The organism is Rhizobacter sp. P1_G5, assembly GCF_056405435.1.
In genome coordinates this window covers 1-5,311 of record NZ_JBFUCB010000435.1, presented here as the reverse complement: position 1 = coordinate 5,311, position 5,311 = coordinate 1, and the positions used below count along the sequence as shown (strand labels likewise).

The window sequence follows — 5,311 nt, the reverse complement described above, 5'->3', positions numbered from 1 at the left end:
GGCCAGGATGGTGAAGCTGCCGCTGTTCTGCACCGTCAGGCCCCACAGCGCGGCCGTGCGCGATGGGGACTGGATCCACACGTTCGGTGCCGCCGGCGCGAGGCGCCCGCCGAACTCCGCGGCTTCGTCGCCCAGCGGCGGCTCGCCGGCCACCGGGTCGATCTTCAGGCTGCGCGACAGCTCGGCCTGCCAGCGGCCGGTGATGTCGCGGTACCGCGCGGCCTGCGGCAGCGTGTCGTCGATGACCTGCCCCAGTGTCGCGGTGGCCGGCAGGTGCTCCCCGGCGAGCTGGCGCAGGTGCACCGCGAAGAGCCCGCGGCGCAGCGCCTGCAGGCCGTTGCGGTCGCCGGGGGCCAGCTCGCGCCACACCGGCAGCAAGGCCCAGGCCGACCCCGGGCGGGCGCCCAGCCGCTGCTCGCGCAGGGCTTCCATCGGGTCGCGCCCCGGCCCGTGCAGATCGGCGAGGACGAACACGGCGAGCGCCAGCGCCGCCGCGAGAGCAGCCAGCAGCGGCGTCCAGCCGGACAGAATCGACCGGCGCGTTTGAGGTGCCGCTGCCGAGCCTGGCGCGGCCGGCGTGCGCGGCCGGCGCGTGCTGGGGTAGCGCGCGAGGCGCTTCGCCTCGACTTCGGCGGCCGCGGCGAGATCGGCTTCGGCCGCCGCCAGCAGTGGGTCGATGTCCGGCAGGTCCTGGGCGACGACGATGTGGCCGCAGTGCCCGCACTGCGTGTCGCGGGCCGGGTCGAGGGCAGCGCCGCAGGCGCGGCAGGGCCAGGCAGTGGCACGGCCGATGGCGCGCGGCGATGCGCCCATGCCGTCCAGCTGCAGCCGGAGCGAATGCGCCAGCCGCGGCATGTCGATCACCACCAGCGCGGTGCCGCACCAACTGCAGTGGTCGTCGCCGGCCGACGCGGCGCCGCCGCAGTTCAGGCAGTGCAGCGCGTGCCTCTCCTGCGCCAGCGCCTGCCGCTCGGCGACGCCCAGCGGGCGCACCAGCCCGCGTTCTGCCAGCAGGCCGCTGTGGCTGTGCAGGTGGCCGTGGCGGCGCGGGCACTCCAGCGCGGCGAACAGGCCGAAGCGCGACCGGTTCTGCACCTGCTTCAGCGTTGCGGCACAGCGCGGGCAGGCCGGGTGCGCGGCCTGCGCCTCGGCCAGCGGGCGGCCCGTGCCGGCCTCCATCTCGCGCAGCAGGCGCACCCAGCCGAAGCTGTCGAGCTGCACCGACTCGAACTCGTCGAACCACACGAGGCGGCAGTCGGGGCAATGCTCCACCGTGACCGGCAGTCCCTTGTGCGACGACAGCGACAGCACGCGCATCGGCGCGCTGCAGCGTGGGCAGGCGATGCGTCGGGCCACGCGCGGATCGGGGGTCTTGGCGGGAGTGTTCACGGCGGTGGCTTCAGCGCAGTGTCGCGATCGCGCGCGCCGCCAGCCGCCCGGCGCTGACCACCTGCGGGTGCGGATGCAGCGTGCACAGCTCGGCGATCGGGCCGAGCGCGCGCGTCGGCCGCTTCTCGATCTCCGCCGCGACGGCCTCGCCGAGGAAGAAGTCGGGGTCGGTGACGAGCCGGCGCAGCAGGGCCGTGTCGGTCAGGTCCAGCGACGGCACCAGGGCCATCACGACATCGTGGCCCGCGTGGCCGCCGATCAGCTCGCCGATCCAGCGCGACAGGCCGGCCTGGTCGGCCGCGACCGGCGAGCAGGCCGGGTGCAGTTCGCTGAGCCAGGTCTGCTGCCGCTTCGCGTCGTCGGCGGCCGCGAGGAAATCGGCCAGCGACGCGTAGACGATGCGCGAGTCGTCGTCATGGGCCAGGTAGAACACGCTGCCCCGCAGCGGCGAGCGGCTGGCGTAGACGTGGTGGTTGCTGGTCTCGGGGTCGTCGAGCACGATGCCGCCGAGCGCGGCGACGATCGGGTGGTACGTGAGCAAGCCGGTCCACTCGGTGGCCTGCGCGCGGTCGAGCAGGTTGAGCTCGACATCGAGCCGGCCGGCGTAGTCGCCGACGGCGATGCGGGCGAACCAGGGATCGAGTTCTGCAGGAAGGCTCATGTCCCCAAAGTATCGGCCCAGATGTTGCGCGCCCACGCGCCGGCATAGGCGCCCTCGGCCTCGTTGCGCTGCGCCGACACGCCGCCGGCGCCCGCCACCGGCTTGAAGGTCGACTCCGCCGCGACGTACTCGTGCACGCTCGCGACGTGGATCGCGTTCGTCTCGTCGACGAAGCTGTAGCAGGTGTTGGTCAGCATCGGGTGCTCGTTGACCGCGACGCCCGACAGCTGCGCGACGATCGCCGCGGCCGCCACCTTGGCATGCGCATTCGCCATGTGCGCGCTCTTCGGCATGCCGGGGGCGATCTGGATCGCGTCGCCGAGCACGTGCACGTCCTGCGCGGCCGTCGAGCCGAAATCGATGAAGTTCACGCGGCACCAGCGGTTCACCGCATTGGCCAGCCCGCTCTTCACCGCGAGCGCGCCGGCGCGCATCGGCGGCAGCACGTTCAGCACGTCGGCGCGCACGGCATCCTGCAGCTCGATGCGCAGCGTGCCCGCCGCCGCGTCGACGCCGATCACCTTGTGCTGCGGCCGGTACTCGACGATGCCCGGGTACAGGTCGCGCCACGCGGCCTTGAAGAGCGCGGGCTTCGAGACGACGTCGGGGTTGGCGTCGAGGATCAGCAGCTTCGAGCGCGGCTTGGCGCGCCGGAAATACGCTGCCACCACGCAGGCGCGCTCGTACGGCCCGGGCGGGCAGCGGTACGGCGACTCGGGGATCGTGATCGCGAACACGCCGCCGTCGGGCATCGCCTCGAGCTGCCGGCGCAGCGCGAGCGTCTCGGGCCCGGCCTTCCAGGCCTGCAGCACGCGGCCGTCGTCGTGCGCACGGCGCAGGCCCTCGACCTCGTCGAACATCAGCTCGATGCCGGGCGACAGCACCAGCTTGTCGTAGCCGATCGCCGCGCCGGAGGCGAGCGTCACCTGGCGGCGCCCGGCGTCGATCGCGGTGGCCTCGTCGCGCACCCAGCGCACGCCGTGGCGTGACGTGAGCGCGTCGTACGACAGCGTCAGTTCGTCGAGCGTGCGCGTGCCGCCCAGCACCAGGTTGGAGCCGGGGCAGGACACGAAGCGCGGCTGCGGCTCGATCATCACGACCTCGATGCGCTGTTGCGACAGCAGCCGCACGTAGCGCGCCGCGGTGGCGCCGCCGAAGCCGCCGCCGATCACCACCACCTGCGCACGCGCCGGCACGGCGGCCGGTGCCGCGCAACCGGCGACGAGCCCGAACGCGCCGGCCGTCGCCAGCAGGTCACGGCGCTTCATCGGGCCTGCGCGGCGAACCAGCCGGCCAGTTGCGAGAGTTGCGCCGGCGTGTAGCCCTTGGCGATCTGCGGCATCACGGTGCCGGGGCGGCTGCCATCGCGAAATCCGATGAGGCGTGCCAGCAGGTCGTCGCGCTCGCGCCCGCCCAGGCCGACGATCGCGCTGCCCGGTGCCGGGCGGCCGTCGGTGCCATGGCAGGCGGCACAGGTGGCGGCCAGCGAACGCAGCGCGAGCTCGTCGGCCGACAGCGCGGCCGAAGGGGCGGCCGCGGCGCTGCCGGCGACGGTCAACAGGGCCAGCGCGAACGCCAACCAGAGAGAGGGCTGCAAGGTCATGCGGGTGTCTCCTTGCACAGAATCCTACGGTTTTCGTCCCCTATGCGCAGCAGGGGCTTCGGCAGTGGTCGCTCTTGAGAGATGCTCCGTCGCCAACCCAGGAGAGACCGATGCCCCGACTTCACGTCAATGGAAGCGTCCGCGAGTTCGAAGCCGAGCCCGACACGCCGCTGCTGTGGGTGCTGCGCGAGCAGCTGGAGCTGACCGGCACCAAGTACGGCTGCGGCATCGCGCAGTGCGGGGCCTGCACGGTGCACCTCGACGGCGTGCCCACGCGCAGCTGCGTGCGGCCGGCCTCGACGGTGGGGCCGGAGGAGAAGATCGTGACGATCGAGGGCCTGTCGGCGAACGCCTCGCACCCGATCCAGAAGGCCTGGGCCGCGCTCGACGTGCCGCAGTGCGGCTACTGCCAGTCCGGGATGATCATGGCGGCCGCCGCGCTGCTGAAGGCCAAGCCGAGGCCGACCGATGCCGACATCGACGACGCGATGACCAACATCTGCCGCTGCGGCACCTACAACCGGGTGCGCGCGGCGATCAAGGCAGCAGCGCATGGCGGCGATCCGAAGCAGGCGGGCCTGAACATCGTGCACATCGACGGGGGCAAGGCATGAACGCGCCGGTGCTGTCGCGGCGCGGTTTCCTGGCTGGTTCGGCGGCGACCGGCCTGGTCGTCGCATTCCACATCCCGTTCGCCGACGAGGCTGCTGCGCAGGCCGCGACGCCCGCTGCCGCCACGCCGGAGATCAACGCCTGGGTCGTCGTGCAACCCGACGAGACGGTCGTGATCCGCATCGCCCGCTCGGAGATGGGCCAGGGCTCGCTGACCGGCCTCGCGCAGCTGGTGGCCGAGGAGCTCGACTGCGACTGGTCGCGCGTGAAGACCGAGTACCCGACGCCCGGCCAGAGCCTGGCGCGCAAGCGCGTCTGGGGCAACTTCTCGACCGGCGGCAGCCGCGGCATCCGCGAATCGCACGACTACGTGCGCAAGGGCGGTGCGATCGCCCGCACGATGCTCGTGCAGGCCGCCGCCGACGGCTGGCAGGTGCCGGCGGCGCAGTGCCAGGTCGACAAGGGCGTGATCACGCATGCGGCGAGCGRCCGCAAGACCACCTACGGCAAGGTCGCGCTGRCAGCCGCGCAGCTCACGCCGCCCACCGACGTGGCGCTGAAGGACCCGAAGGACTRGAAGCTCGCCGGCAAGCGCCTCGCGCGGCTGGACACGCGCGGCAAGCTCGACGGCTCGCAGGTCTACGGCTCCGACCTGAAGCTGCCCGGCATGCTGAACGCGGCGATCCGCGACTGCCCGGTGTTCGGCGGCAAGCTCGCGAGCTTCGATGCGGCGGCMATCGCGAACCGGCCCGGCGTGAAGAAGGTGCTGCGCGTCGGTGACAGCGCGGTGGCCGTCGTCGCCGACACCTGGTGGCGCGCGAAGTCCGCACTCGAGGCGCTGCCGGTGGTGTGGGACGAAGGCCCGAACGCGAAGATCGGCAGCGCCGAGATCGCCGCGACGCTGAAGGCCGGCCTCGATGCGCCGGAGGCGGCGGTCGGCAATTCGAACGGCGATGCGCGGGCCGCGCTGGCCTCGGCCGCGCGCGTCGTCGAGGCGGTCTACAGCTACCCGTTCCAGAACCACGCGACGATGGAGACGATGAACG

The 5,311-nt window shown here is 72.8% G+C and carries 6 protein-coding genes; 2 read left to right on the top strand and 4 right to left on the bottom strand.

Annotated features, from left to right (window positions below):
- From AC1D12_RS23810 to AC1D12_RS23795, 4 genes are all read right to left on the bottom strand, one after another.
- Window positions 1–1,389 (bottom strand): TFIIB-type zinc ribbon-containing protein (locus tag AC1D12_RS23810; protein WP_477843277.1); only part of this gene is annotated, 1,389 nt, incomplete at its 3' end.
- Between the two features lie 10 nt (window positions 1,390–1,399).
- Window positions 1,400–2,050, bottom strand: coding sequence for a hypothetical protein (locus AC1D12_RS23805; RefSeq protein WP_477843275.1), 651 nt, complete (start codon window positions 2,048–2,050; stop codon window positions 1,400–1,402).
- On the bottom strand, window positions 2,047–3,318 hold the full coding sequence (locus AC1D12_RS23800) for an NAD(P)/FAD-dependent oxidoreductase (protein WP_477827197.1): 1,272 nt from the start codon (window positions 3,316–3,318) through the stop codon (window positions 2,047–2,049). Before AC1D12_RS23800 ends, AC1D12_RS23805 begins: the two co-directional genes overlap by 4 nt.
- The gene (locus tag AC1D12_RS23795) at window positions 3,315–3,653 is read right to left on the bottom strand and encodes a c-type cytochrome (protein WP_047500114.1); all 339 of its coding nucleotides are present in this window, start codon (window positions 3,651–3,653) and stop codon (window positions 3,315–3,317) included. The genes AC1D12_RS23800 and AC1D12_RS23795 overlap by 4 nt, the downstream gene beginning before the upstream one ends.
- Window positions 3,654–3,763: 110 nt before the next feature.
- Between AC1D12_RS23795 and AC1D12_RS23790 the strand changes: the two genes are divergently transcribed.
- Together AC1D12_RS23790 and AC1D12_RS23785 are read left to right on the top strand one after the other, a co-directional pair.
- Window positions 3,764–4,267 carry a (2Fe-2S)-binding protein gene (locus AC1D12_RS23790; protein WP_477843272.1) on the top strand — a complete coding sequence of 168 codons (504 nt, stop codon included), beginning with the start codon at window positions 3,764–3,766 and terminating at the stop codon, window positions 4,265–4,267.
- The coding region (locus tag AC1D12_RS23785; protein ID WP_477843270.1) for a molybdopterin cofactor-binding domain-containing protein at window positions 4,264–5,311 on the top strand (1,048 nt) is incomplete at its 3' end. The genes AC1D12_RS23790 and AC1D12_RS23785, both read left to right, overlap by 4 nt.

What these genes read in the sequence shown, in the direction of transcription:
- AC1D12_RS23805 (WP_477843275.1), bottom strand. Translation starts at nt 2,050, where the DNA reads ATGAGCCTTCCTGCAGAACTCGATCCCTGGTTCGCCCGCATCGCCGTC.
- AC1D12_RS23800 (WP_477827197.1), bottom strand. Translation starts at nt 3,318, where the DNA reads ATGAAGCGCCGTGACCTGCTGGCGACGGCCGGCGCGTTCGGGCTCGTC.
- AC1D12_RS23795 (WP_047500114.1), bottom strand. Translation starts at nt 3,653, where the DNA reads ATGACCTTGCAGCCCTCTCTCTGGTTGGCGTTCGCGCTGGCCCTGTTG.
- AC1D12_RS23790 (WP_477843272.1), top strand. Translation starts at nt 3,764, where the DNA reads ATGCCCCGACTTCACGTCAATGGAAGCGTCCGCGAGTTCGAAGCCGAG.